This is a genomic window from Maribacter hydrothermalis, assembly GCF_001913155.1.
Lineage (GTDB): Bacteria > Bacteroidota > Bacteroidia > Flavobacteriales > Flavobacteriaceae > Maribacter > Maribacter hydrothermalis.
In genome coordinates this window covers 4,235,838-4,251,087 of sequence record NZ_CP018760.1, presented here as the reverse complement: position 1 = coordinate 4,251,087, position 15,250 = coordinate 4,235,838, and the positions used below count along the sequence as shown (strand labels likewise).

16 protein-coding genes are annotated in these 15,250 nt (G+C 32.5%); 11 read left to right on the top strand and 5 right to left on the bottom strand.

Annotated features, from left to right (window positions below):
* Positions 1 to 4: 4 nt before the first annotated feature.
* The 11 genes from BTR34_RS18365 to BTR34_RS18315 all read left to right on the top strand — a co-directional run bounded on the left by BTR34_RS18365 (position 5) and on the right by BTR34_RS18315 (position 10,872).
* A complete protein-coding gene (locus BTR34_RS18365; protein WP_068484645.1) occupies positions 5 to 844 on the top strand; it encodes an outer membrane protein assembly factor BamD in 840 nt (279 codons plus the stop codon).
* Between the two features lie 11 nt (positions 845 to 855).
* Positions 856 to 1,188, top strand: coding sequence for a DNA-directed RNA polymerase subunit omega (locus tag BTR34_RS18360; RefSeq protein WP_197496163.1), 333 nt, complete (start codon positions 856 to 858; stop codon positions 1,186 to 1,188).
* A 5-nt stretch (positions 1,189 to 1,193) separates the two neighbouring features.
* On the top strand, positions 1,194 to 2,399 hold the full coding sequence (gene coaBC, locus BTR34_RS18355; protein WP_068484646.1) for a bifunctional phosphopantothenoylcysteine decarboxylase/phosphopantothenate--cysteine ligase CoaBC: 1,206 nt from the start codon (positions 1,194 to 1,196) through the stop codon (positions 2,397 to 2,399).
* Positions 2,392 to 3,285, top strand: coding sequence for a type IX secretion system protein PorD (gene porD / locus BTR34_RS18350; protein ID WP_068485009.1), 894 nt, complete (start codon positions 2,392 to 2,394; stop codon positions 3,283 to 3,285). Before coaBC ends, porD begins: the two co-directional genes overlap by 8 nt.
* A 54-nt stretch (positions 3,286 to 3,339) precedes the next feature.
* Entirely contained in the window at positions 3,340 to 4,992 is a 1,653-nt protein-coding gene (gene recN, locus BTR34_RS18345) for a DNA repair protein RecN (RefSeq protein WP_068484647.1), read from the top strand.
* Positions 4,993 to 5,075: 83 nt separating this feature from the next.
* A complete protein-coding gene (locus tag BTR34_RS18340; RefSeq protein ID WP_068484648.1) occupies positions 5,076 to 5,882 on the top strand; it encodes an enoyl-ACP reductase FabI in 807 nt (268 codons plus the stop codon).
* Between the two features lie 55 nt (positions 5,883 to 5,937).
* Positions 5,938 to 6,945, top strand: a complete 1,008-nt coding sequence (locus BTR34_RS18335; protein ID WP_068484649.1) for a glycosyltransferase — start codon at positions 5,938 to 5,940, stop codon at positions 6,943 to 6,945.
* Positions 6,945 to 7,910 (top strand): CdaR family protein, encoded by a 966-nt coding sequence (locus tag BTR34_RS18330; protein ID WP_068484650.1) that lies wholly within the window; start codon positions 6,945 to 6,947, stop codon positions 7,908 to 7,910. Before BTR34_RS18335 ends, BTR34_RS18330 begins: the two co-directional genes overlap by 1 nt.
* A complete protein-coding gene (gene coaE, locus BTR34_RS18325) occupies positions 7,907 to 8,491 on the top strand; it encodes a dephospho-CoA kinase (RefSeq protein WP_068484651.1) in 585 nt (194 codons plus the stop codon). Before BTR34_RS18330 ends, coaE begins: the two co-directional genes overlap by 4 nt.
* 81 nt (positions 8,492 to 8,572) lie before the next feature.
* A complete protein-coding gene (locus tag BTR34_RS18320; RefSeq protein WP_068484652.1) occupies positions 8,573 to 10,153 on the top strand; it encodes a sensor histidine kinase in 1,581 nt (526 codons plus the stop codon).
* Positions 10,154 to 10,158: 5 nt separating this feature from the next.
* Positions 10,159 to 10,872 (top strand): response regulator transcription factor, encoded by a 714-nt coding sequence (locus BTR34_RS18315; protein WP_068484653.1) that lies wholly within the window; start codon positions 10,159 to 10,161, stop codon positions 10,870 to 10,872.
* 56 nt (positions 10,873 to 10,928) lie between these two features.
* Here the strand turns inward: BTR34_RS18315 and BTR34_RS18310 are convergent, their stop codons facing one another.
* From BTR34_RS18310 to BTR34_RS18290, 5 genes are read right to left on the bottom strand one after another with little or no spacing between them, the layout of a single operon-like run.
* Complete coding sequence (locus tag BTR34_RS18310; RefSeq protein WP_068484654.1) at positions 10,929 to 11,417, bottom strand: gluconokinase; 489 nt, start codon at positions 11,415 to 11,417, stop codon at positions 10,929 to 10,931.
* Complete coding sequence (miaA, locus tag BTR34_RS18305) at positions 11,410 to 12,330, bottom strand: tRNA (adenosine(37)-N6)-dimethylallyltransferase MiaA (RefSeq protein WP_068484655.1); 921 nt, start codon at positions 12,328 to 12,330, stop codon at positions 11,410 to 11,412. Before miaA ends, BTR34_RS18310 begins: the two co-directional genes overlap by 8 nt.
* Positions 12,323 to 13,180, bottom strand: coding sequence for an ion transporter (locus BTR34_RS18300; RefSeq protein WP_068484656.1), 858 nt, complete (start codon positions 13,178 to 13,180; stop codon positions 12,323 to 12,325). Before BTR34_RS18300 ends, miaA begins: the two co-directional genes overlap by 8 nt.
* Before the next feature lies 1 nt (position 13,181).
* Positions 13,182 to 14,549 (bottom strand): exonuclease domain-containing protein, encoded by a 1,368-nt coding sequence (locus tag BTR34_RS18295; protein WP_068484657.1) that lies wholly within the window; start codon positions 14,547 to 14,549, stop codon positions 13,182 to 13,184.
* A 40-nt stretch (positions 14,550 to 14,589) separates the two neighbouring features.
* A complete protein-coding gene (locus BTR34_RS18290) occupies positions 14,590 to 15,243 on the bottom strand; it encodes a YggS family pyridoxal phosphate-dependent enzyme (RefSeq protein ID WP_068484658.1) in 654 nt (217 codons plus the stop codon).
* Positions 15,244 to 15,250 lie beyond the last annotated feature (7 nt).

Genomic DNA, 15,250 nt, shown 5'->3' with positions numbered 1-15,250 from the left:
CAAAATGTTTTTTAAAATGAGGCGAATATTTCCAATTCTATTGATTGCCATAGCTTTACAATCTTGTAGTGAGTACCAAAAGGTGCTTAAGAACGATGATGTTAAAGCCAAGTATGATTTAGCTGAAAAGTACTACGAAGAAGGTGATTTTAAAAGAGCCAACCGATTGTATGAGCAAATTGCACCAAAGTATGTAGGCAAGCCACAAGGGGAACGAGTAATGTTCTTTTTATCGAATAGTTATTTTCAACGAGGAGATTTTAATATGGCCGGATACCAATTAGAACGTTTTATAAAATCGTATCCAAAAAGTGATAAGGTAGTTGAAGCTTCTTTTTTAGGAGCTAAAAGCTATTATAAATTATCACCAGATTACTCTTTAGATCAAACAGAAACAGATAAAGCATTATTGAAATTACAGAATTTCATTAATACCTATTCTGAATCTGAGTATTTTGCTGAAGCAAATGCTATGGCGCAAGAGCTTACGGATAAGAAAGAGAAAAAGGCCTTTGAAATAGTAAAGCAATATAATAAGTTAGGCGAATTCAACTACGACATGCTTAAGTCCGCAGTTGCTGCAAGTGATAATTTTGTTTCAGATAATCCTGGTTCAAAATACAGGGAAGAAGCTATGTTTGTTAAATTAGATGCCTTAACGCATATGGCAATGAACAGTTTTGAAAGTTTAAAGACAGAACGATTAAAAACGGCAAAAGCAGCTTACAATACTCTTAAAAAGAAGTATCCAGAATCTAAATTCGATAAAGAAGCTACTAACTTAATCGAGAAAATAAACAAAGAATTACAACGTTTGGAACCTCAAATAGTTGAATCAAAATAAATAAATTTATTATGAATATGAACGATTTAAAAAACTCTAAGGCAGCAGTATCAACTGTTACTATTAACCGTAACGAGTTCGATAAGCCTACAGAAAATATCTACGAGGCTATTTCTATTGCTTCAAAACGTGCTGTTCAGATTAACTCTGAAATTAAAAAAGAACTTTTAGAGAAATTAGAAGAGTTTGCCACATATAGCGATAGTTTAGAAGAAGTTTTTGAAAACAAAGAACAAATCGAAGTATCTAAGTTTTATGAGAAACTACCAAAGCCACATGCTATGGCGGTTGAAGAATGGTTAATGGATAAAATCTACCATAGAAATACAGCAAAAGACGCATAAGAAATATGTTAAACGGCAAGAACATTCTTTTAGGAATTACCGGAGGAATTGCTGCTTATAAAACAACATTCTTAGTACGTTTATTTATAAAAGCTGGCGCTAACGTTAAGGTTATACTTACCGATAGTGCCAGCTCTTTTGTGTCCCCACTTACCCTAGCTACCTTAGCAAAAAATCCGGTTGTACTAGATTTTGTAAAGACTGAGGAAAACACAATAGATTGGAACAATCATGTAGAAATGGGACTTTGGGCGGATCTAATTGTTATTGCCCCAGCAACGGCCAATACCATGTCTAAAATGGCAACAGGTAACTGTGATAACATTTTAATGGCGACATATTTATCGGCTAAATGTCCGGTTTTTATAGCTCCAGCAATGGATTTGGATATGTATAAGCATCCAAGTACTAAAAATTCCTTAGCCGCACTAATATCTTTTGGTAATAAAATTATACCAGCTACAAGTGGAGAGCTTGCTAGCGGATTACATGGTGAAGGCAGAATGGCTGAACCTGAGGAAATCATAAATTTCATAAAAAAACAACTTACGGAAGGATTACCATTATTGGGTAAAAAAGTATTGATTACCGCGGGGCCAACATACGAAGCTATAGATCCTGTTCGCTTTATAGGAAACCATTCTTCAGGTTTAATGGGTTTTGAACTAGCTAAAACAGCGGCGAATTTTGGAGCAGACGTTTATTTGGTCACTGGGCCCACCCATCTTACTATAAACCATGATAATATTCATGTGGTAAAAGTTGTTTCTGCGGACGATATGTATCATAGTGCTCAAATGTATTACGATAATTCGGACATCGTAATTTGTGCGGCCGCAGTTGCGGATTACAGGCCTAAATCAGTTGCTGAACAGAAGATTAAGAAATCTGATGAAACTTTTAATATTGCGCTAGTTAAAAATAAAGATATACTGATGACATTTGGTCAACATAAGAAAAATCAATATTTAGTAGGATTTGCCTTAGAAACCGAAAATGAAGTCGAAAATGCCATAGGTAAACTAAAACGTAAAAATTTAGATGCCATTGTCTTAAATTCCATGCAAGATAAAGGTGCTGGTTTTGGCGGTTCTACCAATAAAATTTCTTTTATAGATACCAATTCAACGATAACAACGTTTGAACTAAAGACCAAGGCAGAAGTTGCCGTGGACATCTTTAATGAAATTATTAAAAGACGTTATGCGTAATTTTTTTATTCTTCTAATGATATGCCTTGCTGGTACTCTTACAAGAGCTCAGGAATTGACTTGTACAGTTACTGTTAATTCAGACCAATTATCTCAAGGAGACCTTCAGGTATTTAAAACATTGGAACGTTCGTTAAACGATTTTGTAAATAAAACAAAGTGGACCAATAGGGTTTATAAAGAAAACGAGCGTATTAATTCGCAAATGTTTATTACTATTACCGAATACGAATCCAACCGATTTAAGGGTAATATTCAAATTCAATCTTCAAGACCCGTTTACAATACATCGTATTCTACGCCAGTTTTTAATTATAAGGACAACCAATTTAATTTCCAATATATTGAATTTCAGCCTTTAATATTTAACGATAATCAATTCGAATCTAATTTGGTAAGTGTACTGTCGTACTATGTTTATATTATTTTAGGTCTTGATGCGGATACTTTTTCCTTAGAAGGTGGTACTGATTTTTACAGAAAAGCTCAGAATATAGTAACCTTGGCACAAGGAAGTAATTCTGCAGGTTGGAGCCAATCTTCAGATTCTAACCGAAGTAGATTTGAGTTAGTAGACAATCTATTGTCAAATACGTATAGAGAATACCGAATTGCCATGTATAATTATCATAGAAAAGGATTGGATATTATGTCTGATAATAATAGTACGGGCAAACAGATTATTGCGGGTACTATGAATCTTTTCCAGACCATGATCAATAGAAGGCCAAATGCATTTTTAATTTCTACTTTCTTTGACGCAAAATCTGAAGAAATACAAAATATATTTTCAGATGGGCCAAAGGTCGATATCGTAAAATTGAAGGAAACCCTAAATAAAATTGCACCATTGTACGCTTCTACATGGAACGATATTAAATTTTAAGCCTTTTTTAAAAACGGAATATAGATTACCTTTGTACATCTAAAATTCTGAAGCGTGCTTTCCACCCTTACCATTACTAATTATGCATTGATTGATAGTCTAGAGGTAGACTTCGATAAAGGATTTACTGTAATTACAGGTGAAACTGGCGCAGGTAAATCAATTTTACTTGGCGGTCTATCTTTAGTTTTGGGTAAACGTGCAGATTTATCTTCTTTACGGGTTAAAGAGGAAAAATGTATAATAGAAGGAATTTTCAAAATTGAACCCTACGGACTCCAGAACTTCTTTGTGGATAATGATTTGGATTATGATGTAAATACGGTCATTAGAAGAGAAATTTTACCCAGTGGAAAATCTAGGGCTTTTATTAATGACACACCGGTAACTTTAGATGTGCTATCTCGTTTAGGTGAAAATTTAATAGATATTCATTCACAGCATCAAACCTTGCAACTTACAGAGAATGACTTTCAATTGAAGTTGGTGGATGCATTGGCTAACAATCAAAGTAGATTAGTAGATTATAGAAAAGGTTTAAAAACCTATCGTAAGGCTCAAAAAGAGCTAGAAAATTTAATAGAAGTTCAAAATACAGCAAATAAAGAACAAGATTATAATTCTTTTTTACTGGAAGAATTAGAGAAAGCACCATTGAAAATTGGTATGATAGAGGAGCTTGAAGAGGAATATGAGCAATTAAACAATGTTGAACTTATAATGGAGCAATTATCTAAAGGAGATCAATTGTTTAATGATGAACAAATTGGTGTGTTACCTTTGGTAACTGAAATGAGGCAGTCATTGGCAAAATTGGTTGATTTTGGTTCTAGCTATAAAGAATTGTATCAACGTGTGCAGTCAGTTTTAATAGAATTAGACGATATAAGTTCAGATGTACAACAACTTCAGGATGGGGTAGAAGCAAATCCGGAATTGCTAGAAGAAGTTAATGGTAAATTGCAATTAGTTTACAACTTATTAAAAAAACATAATGTTGGTGATATTTCTGAATTGATAACAATTAAAAATGAACTTGCTGATAAAGTTTTCGAAACAGCACATTTAGACGAGAAAATATCATTAAAGACCCGTGAAATACAGGAAATGGAATCTGTGTTAGAAGAACAATCCGTTGTATTACGTGAAAAGAGAAATGAAGTAATACCAGAATTAAAAAAGAAATTGGAATCAGATTTGTCCTTACTGGGTATGCCAAGTGCATCTTTTGAAATAAAATTAAGTACAATAGATGTTTTTACTAATACCGGTATGGACGAGCTTTCTTTCTTATTTACTGCGAATAAAGGAGGTCATTATGGTGAATTAAAAAAAGTAGCTTCGGGTGGTGAATTATCTAGGATTATGTTGGTTATTAAAGCTATTTTGGCCAAATACGAAAAACTGCCAACTATTATGTTTGATGAAATAGACACGGGCGTTTCGGGAGAAATATCTAACCGTATGGCAGATATTATGAAAGATATGAGTGCCGATTTACAGGTTTTTTCAATAACACACCTTCCGCAAGTAGCATCAAAAGGGAATAATCATTTTAAAGTCTATAAAACAGAAGGAGAAGAGCGTACAATGACTAATTTAAAAAAATTAACCAATGAAGAAAGAGTGGTTGAATTAGCTCATATGTTAGGCGGAAAAGACTTGTCTGATTCTGCTTTAGCTCATGCACGACAACTTTTAAATTAAGGGTTTTTACGGCCTACTTCAATTCAATCTTAACATATTTTAGATATATTTGAATATTAAATCAAACTATAGAATCAACTATCATGGGATATAACTTATTAAAAGGAAAAAGGGGAATTATTTTTGGAGCATTAGATGAAAATTCTATTGCATGGAAAACAGCACAATCGGTACACGACGAGGGAGGTACCTTTGTTTTAACAAATGCCCCAATAGCCATGAGAATGGGTCAAATAGACGAATTGGCAAAGAAAACCGGTTCTCAAATAATACCTGCGGATGCCACTAGTGTAGAAGATTTAGATAATTTAATAGCAAAATCAGTTGAGATTTTAGGAGGTAAAATTGATTTTGTATTACATTCTATAGGTATGTCGGTAAACGTGCGAAAAGGACGTGCTTATACTGATGAGAATTATGATTTTACTGCAAAGGGATGGGATGTTTCGGCACTTTCTTTCCATAAAGTATTACAATCACTCTATAAAGCGGATGCTATGAACGAGTGGGGTAGTGTGGTTGCCTTAACTTATATGGCGGCACAAAGAACATTCCCGGATTATAATGATATGGCAGATAACAAAGCGTATTTAGAATCTATTGCACGTAGTTTTGGATATTTCTTTGGCAAAGAAAAGAAAGTTCGTGTAAATACTATTTCTCAGTCGCCAACTGCAACAACTGCAGGGCAAGGAGTAAAAGGTTTTGATGGTTTTATTAGTTACGCTGAAAAAATGTCACCGCTAGGAAATGCGACAGCTCAAGATTGTGCGGATTATACGGTAACCTTATTCTCTGACCTTACGAGAAAAGTAACTATGCAGAACTTGTTTCATGACGGTGGTTTCTCCAATACAGGAGTTAGTCAAGAAGTTATAGAGAAGTTTTAATTAAGATTTTTACATTCCAATTTCATTGGAGCCTATTCATTAAAGGAAAGTAATAATGGACTTATCGTTTTCTTTTATCATTCCCGTATACAATAGACCCAACGAAATAAAAGAACTGTTGGATAGTCTGCAAGAGCAAACTTATGACAAAACTTTTGAGGTGGTTATCGTCGAAGACGGCTCTACTATTTCATCCGAAGAAGTCATAGGTAAGTATGTAGACACTCTGGCTATTTCATATTATCAGAAGCCTAATTCAGGTCCTGGTGATTCTCGTAATTATGGGATGTCCAGGGCTAAGGGTAACTACTTTATAGTTTTAGACTCCGATTGTATTTTACCTAAGCAATATTTAGTGGAGGCGGAAAAGAGTTTAATAGAAGATTATGTACATTGCTACGGTGGTCCAGATGCTGCACATGAATCTTTTTCAACAGTTCAGAAAGCCATTAATTACGCCATGACCTCTTTTTTAACCACTGGTGGAATTCGTGGAGGTAAAAAAGCGGTTAATAAATTTCAGCCCAGAAGCTTTAATATGGGTATTTCAAAAGAAGTATTTGAAAAAGTAGGTGGCTACGGAAATATTCACCCTGGTGAAGATCCAGATTTAACTATACGTATTTGGAATAATGGCTATAGTTCCAAATTGATTTCACAAGCCTATGTGTATCATAAAAGACGAATAGACTGGAACAAGTTTTATATTCAAGTGAATAAATTTGGAATGGTACGTCCAATTTTGAATAAGTGGCATCCAGAGACCAAGAAGATTACCTATTGGTTTCCAACTGTATTTTGTTTAGGATTTTTATTTTCAGTATTATTGGCGGTATTAGGGTTTACGGTGCTTTTGTATGTATACTCATTTTACTTTTTGGTATTATTTATAGATGCAATATTTAAAACTAGCAAATTAAAAGTAGCTTTTCTATCTTTATTGGCAACAGCAATACAATTTTTTGGGTATGGGTACGGGTTTCTAAAATCAACCCTATATATTAATTTCAGTAATAAAAAGCCTGAGGAAATTTTTCCAAAGTTATTTTTTAAGACCAAATAATGGAACGCTTATTAGAATGGATACGCACAGGATTGAAAAAAAGGAAAGTAAAAGTATTTTTACTTTTCTTGTTATGTGCATCACTTGCATGGTTAATTAATAAGCTATCCCAAACGTATACCAGTAACACAACATTTAAAGTTACTTACGTAAATATCCCTTCGGAATTTTTGTTGGCCAATACCCCAAAAAAAGAATTACAAGTACGATTAAATGCAGTAGGTTTTCAGTTTTTAGGGTATCAATTAAATCAAAAAAATATTAAGTTAGATGTGAGTAAAGTAATGCATAAAGATGATAGTTATTACTTAACATCAGATCAAATAAGAATTCAATTAGAAGCACAACTTAATCAGAATAATATCTTAACTGATTTTGATAAGGATTTTATTTATTTCGATTTCACTTCGTTAGAAACAAAAATGTTACCGGTTAAAGCATTGGTAGATTTATCATTTGCAGCAAATCATATTCTTGAAGGGAAAATCAATATTTTTCCAGATTCTATAGAAGTAACAGGACCAAAAAGTCAAATAGATTCCATTAAGATTATTAAAACAGAATTGTTTAAAATAAATGAATTAAACAAATCATTTGCTAATGATGTAGCTTTAAAGATTCCTAAACAATTGAAAAAGGTGAAATTTTCTAATAATGCTGTTCAAATTTCCGGTAAAGTAGTTAAGTTTTCAGAACAAATTATTGAAGTACCCGTAACTGTTTTAAATTTACCGGAAGGTGTTGAAGTAAGAACTTTTCCCGAGGTTGTAAAGATTCGTTGTCAGGGAACAATTGAACGTTTAAAAGAACTTGATTTTAAGGATTTTAGTGTAGTAGCGAATTTTTTAAATGTTTCTTCGGAAACTGGAAATCGATTATCTATTAAATTAGAAAGTTATCCCAAAAGTTTGCATAGTGCTACAATTAGTATAGATGAAGTTGAATTTATATTAAGAAGGGAATGAAGATTGTAGGTCTAACAGGAGGAATAGGGAGTGGAAAATCTACCGTTGCGGCAATGTTTAAAGAACTAGGTGTGCCAGTTTATAATTCTGATGAGCGTGCAAAGTATTTAATGAACACCTCAAAAAAAATTAAAAAGCAACTTATTGAATTATTAGGCAAAAAGGCCTATGATGATAATAAACTAAACAGGCCTTATATTGCTGAAAAAGTCTTTAACGATACTAGTTTATTAAGTCAACTAAATAGCATTGTACATCCTATAGTTAAAGAAAATTTTAATAGTTGGTCAAAAAAACAAGACACACCATATATTATTCAGGAGACCGCTTTATTATTTGAAAATAAATCTCAAGAGTTATATGATATTATTATTTTGATTACTGCACCAAAAGTAACAAGGATCAACAGAGTTCTTTCTCGAGACAAAACTACTATAGAACAGGTTGAAGCTAGAATGAATAATCAGCTTGACGATACCTTAAAAATACAGTTGGCTAATTATATTATTGAGAATGTTGACTTGGAAAATACACATTCAAAAGTTATTGAAGTACATAAAGCTATCTTAGCCGAATCCTAAAAAAAAGCAAATTTAACATTTTTGTTAAGGTTAGGTTAAACGTACTATTGTCTAACTGTTAAATCTTTAATTTTATCGACAATGAACAAAAAGTTATTTGTGCTCTTAATAGTTTTAATGAGCCTTTCTCTTATTGGTCTGATTTTCGTTCAAAGTTTCTGGATTACAAAATCTATAGATAATAAAGAGGAGCAATTCTCGAATAGTGTTTCAGAAGCATTGAACAGTGTCACCAATAAGATTTCAGAAAGAGAAACTAAAAATTATTTCGATAGATATTTAGATGCTAAAGATAGTATTGGTGAGTTAAAAGGAACGCAGTTAACTAATTTTTTCTTCATTGATAGAGACATAAATTCCAATGAAATTTTACTGTACGAACACGGTATTTTAGAAGAGGATTATGGAATATCTTCTACGTTCTTTGATAATATTGATGATGCTGATACCACCATTATAAAAAATTACACAAGCAAACGAACCACTTCTATTTTTAAAGAAGATTTCGACTTGGAAGGAAATTCTTTTCGCTTAACACCAATTCAACGTATAGAAAAAATTGGAGGTCTTAATAAAATGGAAAAGGCCGCTATGGAAGAAATGTTCATGGTGCACGCAAAACGGGTTCCAATTCATAAACGGGTTTCTAAACAAGAAATAGAGTTGTTGTTGCAACGAGAATTAGAGAATAGGGGTATAGATATTGATTTTGAGTATGGTGTTTATAGCAATGGACTGCCAACAAAAATAAAATCGGATAGATTTAAATACGCAGAAACGAATATCTATAAGTCGCCTATGTTTGTGGACTATGAGGGAGTTTCTAATTTTGATTTGTTGATCTCATTTCCAAAGAAGAAACGATTCTTGGTTCAATCTATTCTTGGTTTAGCATTATTGTCATTATTGTTCACAATAATTATCGTAGTTGCCTACGCTGGAGCAATTTATCAATTAATTCGTCAAAAGCAGATATCTGAAATAAAAACAGATTTTATAAATAATATGACGCATGAATTTAAAACGCCAATAGCAACAATAAATTTAGCGGTCGAGGCTATTAAAAATCCAAAGATAATTGTGGATCAAGAGAAAGTATTACGGTATTTGCAAATGATTCGAGAAGAAAATAAACGAATGCATGCCCAAGTAGAAAATGTGCTACGTATTTCAAAGCTTGAAAAGAATCAGTTGGATATTAGTAAGGATAGGGTTGATATTCACGACATAATAGAAGATGCTATAACACATGTACAACTAATTGTTGATGATAGAGGCGGATATATACATACGCATTTAGATTCTGAAAGGTCGGAAGTTTTAGCAAATGAAATGCATTTTACAAATGTAATCGTGAATATGTTAGACAATGCAATTAAATATTCTAATGAAGCACCAAAAATTGATGTTTTTACAGAACGTGCAAAAAATAATATAATAATAAAAGTTCAAGACCAGGGTGCCGGTATGAGCAAAGGTGTTGTGAAGAAAGTATTTGAAAAATTCTATCGAGAACACACTGGAGATATACACAATGTTAAGGGACATGGATTAGGGCTTTCTTACGTTAAAAAAATAGTAGAAGACCACCAAGGCGAAGTTTATGCCGAAAGTGAAAAAGGAAAAGGAAGTACATTTTACATCAAACTGCCGTTAATATAAAAATTATGGAAACAATAAATAAGAAAATACTTTTAGTAGAGGATGACCCAAATTTTGGGATAGTATTGAAAGATTATTTGTCAATGAATGACTTCGACGTTACATTGGCGAAAAATGGAATGGAAGGTTTTGAAAAATTCAAAAAAGATAATTTTGATATCTGTATTTTGGATGTAATGATGCCATATAAAGATGGTTTTACCTTAGCAAAAGAAATTAGAGAAAAAAATGAAAATGTCCCAATTGTTTTTCTAACGGCCAAAACAATGAAGGAAGATGTATTGAAAGGATATAAGGCTGGTGCAGATGACTATTTAAATAAACCTTTTGATTCGGAAGTATTGCTAATGAAATTGAAAGCAATTCTACTAAGAAAGGCTTCTAATGGCTTAGCCGATAGTAAGAAATTTGAATTTACCATAGGTGGATTCCATTTAAATTCTAAATTAAGATTTCTTAAGTATAAGGACAACGAGGCTATAAAATTATCTCCAAAAGAAAACGAGCTATTGCGTTTGTTAGCTTTACATGAAAATGATTTAATGCCACGAGAATTGGCATTAACAAAAATTTGGAGAGATGACAATTATTTTACATCGCGTAGTATGGATGTTTATATTGCAAAACTACGTAAGTATTTAAAAGTTGACGATTCGGTGGAAATTTTGAATATTCATGGAGAAGGTTTCCGTTTAGTAATAAAGACCGAAGGAGAATAAAGTTTAGTTTAATCTATATTATTAAAAAAGCATCTCATAGAGATGCTTTTTTGTTTTTATAGTTTATTAATAATGTTATTTACAATATCATCTGGTGCTTGTTCAATGGAAATACTGATTGCATTTGTTGGTATTTCTAGCGTATCGAATTGAGATTGCAATAAGCCTTTTGGCATAAAATGATTTTTACGTTTATTTAAACGATTGCTTATAAGTTCAAAGCTTCCATTTAAATAAATTATTTGATGTTTGCCTTCTAGGTTTTGGCCTAGGATATTTCTATACCTTTCTTTTAAAGCAGAACATACAATGACAGCACCTGTCGAAATATTTTCAATTGCAACTTTGTTTAAACATTCTAACCAGCCTTGGCGATCATTATCGTTTAGCGGTTTACCCTCACTCATTTTTTTTACATTAGCTTCGGGATGAAAGTTGTCTCCATCAAAAAAAGGAATATTTAATTTTTCGGCTAATAGTTTTCCTATAGTAGATTTACCACTCCCAGAAACACCCATGACGAATAATATTTGTTTTTTAACCATGTTTTAAATTTAAAATTTCATTGTCAATTTCTGGTAAAAGAGCCTTAGGGTTATAATCATGTTCAACCCATTTGGTGTCCTTATTTCTTAAAAACCAGGTGAGTTGTCTTTTGGCAAATCTTCGTGTGTTTTTCTTTATTTCAGATATGGCGAAATCTAATTTCCATTCACCATCAAAATATTTAAATAGCTCTTTGTATCCAACAGTTTGTAAAGCATTGTAGTCTTTGTATTTAATTAAGTTTTTAGCCTCATCTAAAAGTCCGGATTCAACCATAAGGTCAACACGATGATTTATGCGTTCATAGATTAAAGGTCTTTCGGCTTTTAACCCAATAGATAAAACCTTGAATGCTCTTTCCGCTTTTGGTTTGTTTAGAAACGATGAATAAGCCGAGCCACTACCAATGGTAACTTCTAATGCTCTGATTACCCTCTGGGGATTGTAGATATCTACCTTTTCGAAATATACAGGATCTAGTTGCTTTAATTTCATTTGTAAAGCTTCAATACCATTCTCGGCTAGTTCTGTATTTAAGTTTTCGCGAATAGAAGGGTCTACATTAGGGAAGTTGTTCAGCCCATCCGTAACAGCATTAACATAGAGCCCGCTACCACCAACCATAATTACCACATCATGTACTTTAAATATATCAGATAATTTTTGAATAGCTTCTCGTTCAAAATCACCGACCGTATACTGTTCAGTAATACTCTTATGTTGTATAAAATGATGTTTTGTTTGCGATAGCTCATCCAAATTTGGTACTGCAGTACCAATATTCATTTCTGTAAAAAACTGTCTAGAATCAGCAGAAATAATTTCAGTTTTAAAATGCTGTGCTAGTAAAATAGCTAATTTAGTTTTACCAATTGCCGTAGGACCTACAACTGAGATGAGAATTTTATTCATTTAGTATAGATCCGCAGTTATAACAATGAGTAGCATCATCTCTATGACCTTCCTTACTACAAGTAGGGCAAGATTGAGTATTTACATGCACATATCTATTTCCTGAACTTTCGCCAGTCCTTTCCTTATTTTGTCTTGCAAATTCAGCGGTGACCATACCAGTTGGTACGGCTATTATACCATAACCTAAAAGCATAATTATAGTAGCAATCGCTTGCCCTTGTGGAGTTATTGGTGCAATATCGCCGTAACCTACGGTTGTTAAGGTTACTATTGTCCAATAAATACTTGTAGGAATACTAGTAAAGCCGGCTTCGTCACCTTCAATTAAATACATTAAAGTTCCCATCATTACAGAAGCTATTAATACAGCAAAAAGAAATACGGTAATTTTAGCTCTACTTGCTCTTAGTGCCCTTTTTAATTGAGACGCTTCTCCTAAAAATTGAACGAGTTTTAGAATTCGAAATACTCTTAATAACCTAAAAGCACGTACTGCCAATAAAACTTGTGAGCCAGCAAAAATATAGGAGATATATAAAGGTATGGTGGATAAGAAATCGATTATACCATAAAAGCTAAAAATGTATTGGGTAGGTTTTTTTATGCATATTATTCGAGCAATATATTCTATAGTAAAGAAAATAGTTACAACCCACTCAAGAACAAATAATATTTGGTGATATTCTGCGTCAATAGATTTAACGCTTTCAAGCATAATAAGTATAACACTAAAAATAATAATGAAGAATAAAATTATATCGAATAATTTTCCCATTGGTGTATCAGCCTCATAAATAATTTCATGAAGTTTATTTTTCCATACTGATAGTTTATCTTCTTCTTTCAAACTAGTCGTTTAATTCAATTACTTTTACTATTCTTTTCTTTCTTAAATAAGATTCTATCAAAAAATTGATATCTCTAGTGCCGTTCATTGGAGTAATTATACTTTCTAAGATATGAATATTATTTATTTGATAGTTAAGATCATAGAAACCAAAGCCAACAAGTGACCCATTTTTAAGTAAAATAGCACTTTGTTCGCCTACTTCTCGACCTTTGTCAATAAGCAAAACTTTTTTACCGAGAAAATTATTTTTAGAAACTGCAGTTAATACTCTATTATTATAAGCAAATGCGTCTTCTTTTTTAATACATGCTCCTTTACAAGTACCTTCGTCATAGCCAGAGCAATTATTACGTGCTTCACTAATACCATTTATTTTTTCGCATAAATTATATTCTTTAGTTAGTTTAAAGAGATAATTTTTTCCGCTAAATACACCATTAAAAAGGCCTAGCGGTTCTTTGCACTCGCGAAATGGTTTTATACGCAAAGCAAAATACCCGTTTTCATTTTCATGTTTGCACAATGCATGGCTGTACATTCTCTTGTTAGGGATATTACTATACTTAGGCCTTAGCTTTAATAGTTCTTCGTGTTCTTTTAAAATAGCGACCAGTTCATTGCCGGTGCGTTCGAAAGTGACTTTTTTAGTTTCTTTGGTAAGTTTTTTTGCCTTATCGTTTGTTTTTGTAAAGATTTGATTGACCTTCTTTTTAATATCACTCGTTTTACTTAAATAAATGATGTCACCGTCTTTATTGTGTAAATAGAAAACACCGGTTTCGTTAGGCAATTCTCTTACAATATCTAATTGTTTTTCAGAAAGTTCGCCTTGTGTTTCTTTTCTTATGGTATCCTTAATAATTATTTTCTCGGAATCTTTAGCTAATAAAAGTTTAAATAGTTTTACAGTAGCCAAAGCATCACCATTTGCTCTATGACGGTCACTAACGGGTATACCTAATGACCTTACCAGCTTTCCTAGACTATACGATTCTGCATCGGGTAACAATATTTTTGATAGATCTACAGTACATAAAGTTTTACGTTCAAAATTATAACCCAAACGTCTAAATTCTGTTCTTAATATTCTATAGTCAAACTGTGCATTATGTGCTACTAAAACGGTGTCTTCGGTAATTTCAATAATTCGTTTTGCAACTTCAAAGAACTTTGGTGCCGTACGCAGCATTTTACTATTTATGCCTGTAAGCTTTACAACAAAAGGTTGAATTTCCTTTTCAGGATTTACTAAGCTTATAAACTTGTCAATTACTTTTTGACCATCAAATTTATGAATAGCAATTTCTGTAATACCTTCTTCATTAAATTTTCCGCCTGTAGTTTCTATATCTAAAATTGCGTACATCTATACAAATCTGATTTATTAAGTAGGAGCAGCTGTTTTGTTAGTTTCTTGATCCAAAGATACTACTTCCTATACGCACCATAGTACTACCTTCTTCTAGTGCAATTCGATAATCACCGCTCATGCCCATAGATAAAGTGGAGAAGTCAGGATAGCTGTTTTTTAATTTTGAGTATAAAGATTTCAGATTTTTGAATTCTCGCCTTACTTGACTCATGTTATCTGTAAAGGTAGCCATGCCCATTAAGCCTAATAGTTTAACGTTTTTAAATTCTTTAAACTCGTTATTATTGACTAAAGCAATTAGCTCATCTTCATCGAAACCAAACTTAGTATCTTCTTCCGCAATATGTACCTGTAAAAGGCAGGAAATAGTTCGATTATGTTTTTTGGCCTGTTTGTTAATTTCTGAAAGTAACCTAGGGCTGTCAACACCATGTATTAAAGAAACAAATTCTGCCATATATTTTACTTTGTTTCTTTGTAAATGGCCTATCATATGCCATTCTATATCTTTTGGCATTTTTTCCCATTTTTCCGTCATTTCTTGAACTTTGTTTTCACCAAAAATGCGTTGACCCTCATCATATATTTGTTGAATATCTGATAAGGGTTTCGTTTTAGATACGGCAACCAAGGTCACTGAATTTGGAATAGTTTTTAGAACAGATGAAAAATTTTCTTTTATAGACATTGGTAAA